Below are 1,897 nucleotides of genomic sequence, written 5' to 3' on the forward strand. Positions count from 1 at the left end.
CGCCGTCCTGGCCGAGGAGACCGGCGACGGCGGCGTCACGCCCCGCCTGGTGGCCGCCGCGCTCGCCGGGGTGGAGCGGCTGCTGTTCGACGAGGCCCAGCGCCGGGTCCTGGCGGGGGAGGAGTCCGAGCAGATCTTCGCGGCCCTCGCCCGCACCGCGCGGCAGGCCTACGACCTGCTGCGGCCCGCCATCGGCGACTACGCCCGCCGCGCCCCGGTCAGCGGTTGAGATAGGCCAGGACGGCCAGGACCCGGCGGTTGTCGTCCTCGGACTCGGGCAGCTGGAGCTTGCCGAAGATGCTGGAGATGTGCTTGTTGACCGCGCTGGCGGAGATCACGAGCTGGTGCGCGATCGCCGTGTTGGACCGCCCGGCGGCGATCAGGCTCAGCACCTCCCGCTCGCGCGGACTCAGCTCGCCGGTGCGGCCACGCGCGTCGCCGCGGGTCAGCAGCTTGGCGATGACCTGCGCGTCCATCGCCGTGCCGCCCCGGCTCACCGAGGTGACCGCGTCGATGAACTGCCCGGTGTTGGCCACCCGGTCCTTCAGCAGGTAGCCGACCGCCCCCGCGCCGTCGGCCAGCAGCTCGCGGGCGTAGAGCTGCTCCACGTACTGCGACAGCACCAGCACCGGGAAGCCGGGCCGGTCGCGGCGCGCCTGGATCGCGGCCTGCAGCCCCTCGTCGGTGAACGACGGCGGCAGCCGCACGTCGACGACCGCCACGTCCGGCCGCTCGTCGGCCAGCGCCTTGCGCAGGGACGGCCCGTTGTCGACGGCGGCCACGACCGTGAAGCCGTGCTCGGTCAGCATGCGGACCAGCGCGTCCCGGATGAGGAACAGGTCCTCGGCGACGACTACTCGGACCTGATCGCGCACGGCACCTCCAGATGCACCCGGGTGGGCCCGCCGGGCGGGCTGTCGACGGCGATCGTCCCGTCGAAGACGGCCAGCCGGCTCTGGATGCCGCGCAGCCCGGTGCCGTCGGCCGGATCGACGCCGCCGCCGCCGTCGTCCACGACGTCGCAGCTCAGAATCCCGTGCCGGTAGGCGAGCGTGATCTGGACCGTCGCCGCCCCGGCGTGCTTGCTGGTGTTGGCGAGCAGCTCGTTGACCGCGAAGTAGACGGCCGACTCCACCGGCGGCGCGGGCCGTCCGGCCAGGTCGGCGGTGACCTCGACGTCGAGCAGGCAGTCCAGCGCCAGGGCCCGGATCGCGTCGGCGAGGCCGCGGTCGGCCAGGACCGGCGGATGCACGCCGCGTACCAGGTCGCGCAGCTCGTCCAGGGCCTTGGAGGAGGACTCGCGGGCCGTGGCCAGCAGGGCGCGGGCCGCCTCCGGGTCCTCGTCGAACAGCCGCTCGGCGTGGCCCAGCCCCATGCCCAGGGCGACCAGCCGGGCCTGCGCGCCGTCGTGCAGGTCGCGCTCGATCCTGCGCAGCTCGGCGGCCTGGGAGTCGACGCTGTCGGCGCGCGTCTCCACCAGCGTCTCGACCCGCTGCTCCAGCGCGGCCCTGCGCGACGGCCCGAGCAGCGCGCCGGCCCACCGGGCGCGCAGGCGCAGCAGCGGGGGGCCGATGTAGAGGCCGAGCGCGATCAGCGCCAGCCCGACCGGGATCGCCGCCAGCGCGGCGGCCGTCGAGGTGACGTGGATGACGCCGTAGGCGTTCGCGCCGCCGGCCCGCAGGTTGGCCCGCCACACGAACGGCTGCACCGCGACGCCGTACAGGCCGTACAGCGGCATGCCCAGCGCCAGCGCGGATGCCCACGTGCCCATGAGCGGGTCGAGGACGCCCCACAGCACGTCCCGCCAGGTCGCCGGGTCCTACATTGAGGGGATCCGGCGACGGGAACCGTTCCGCATGACGATCGCGGCGTTTCGGGGAGTTGCGGGTGACGGTCC

The 1,897-nt window shown here is 74.7% G+C and carries 2 protein-coding genes and 2 pseudogenes; 1 reads left to right on the forward strand and 3 read right to left on the reverse strand.

Annotation, left to right across the window (positions count from 1 at the left end; all coding sequences use genetic code 11):
* Positions 1-229 (forward strand): annotated as a pseudogene (locus ACWCSD_RS52145) (TetR family transcriptional regulator); the annotation flags it as partial.
* Here ACWCSD_RS52145 and ACWCSD_RS52150 read toward each other — a convergent pair.
* From ACWCSD_RS52150 to ACWCSD_RS52160, 3 genes and pseudogenes are all read right to left on the reverse strand, one after another.
* Positions 219-809 carry a LuxR C-terminal-related transcriptional regulator gene (locus tag ACWCSD_RS52150; protein ID WP_397163089.1) on the reverse strand — a complete coding sequence of 197 codons (591 nt, stop codon included), beginning with the start codon at positions 807-809 and terminating at the stop codon, positions 219-221. The pseudogene ACWCSD_RS52145 and the gene ACWCSD_RS52150 overlap by 11 nt on opposite strands.
* Before the next feature lie 44 nt (positions 810-853).
* The gene (locus ACWCSD_RS52155) at positions 854-1,477 is read right to left on the reverse strand and encodes a sensor histidine kinase (RefSeq protein ID WP_449927278.1); all 624 of its coding nucleotides are present in this window, start codon (positions 1,475-1,477) and stop codon (positions 854-856) included.
* A gap of 57 nt (positions 1,478-1,534) precedes the next feature.
* A pseudogene (locus tag ACWCSD_RS52160) lies at positions 1,535-1,807 on the reverse strand (hypothetical protein); the annotation flags it as partial.
* Between the last annotated feature and the right edge of the window lie 90 nt (positions 1,808-1,897).

The organism is Nonomuraea sp. NPDC001684, assembly GCF_053596515.1.

What these genes read in the sequence shown, in the direction of transcription:
- ACWCSD_RS52150 (WP_397163089.1), bottom strand. Translation starts at nt 809, where the DNA reads ATGCTGACCGAGCACGGCTTCACGGTCGTGGCCGCCGTCGACAACGGG.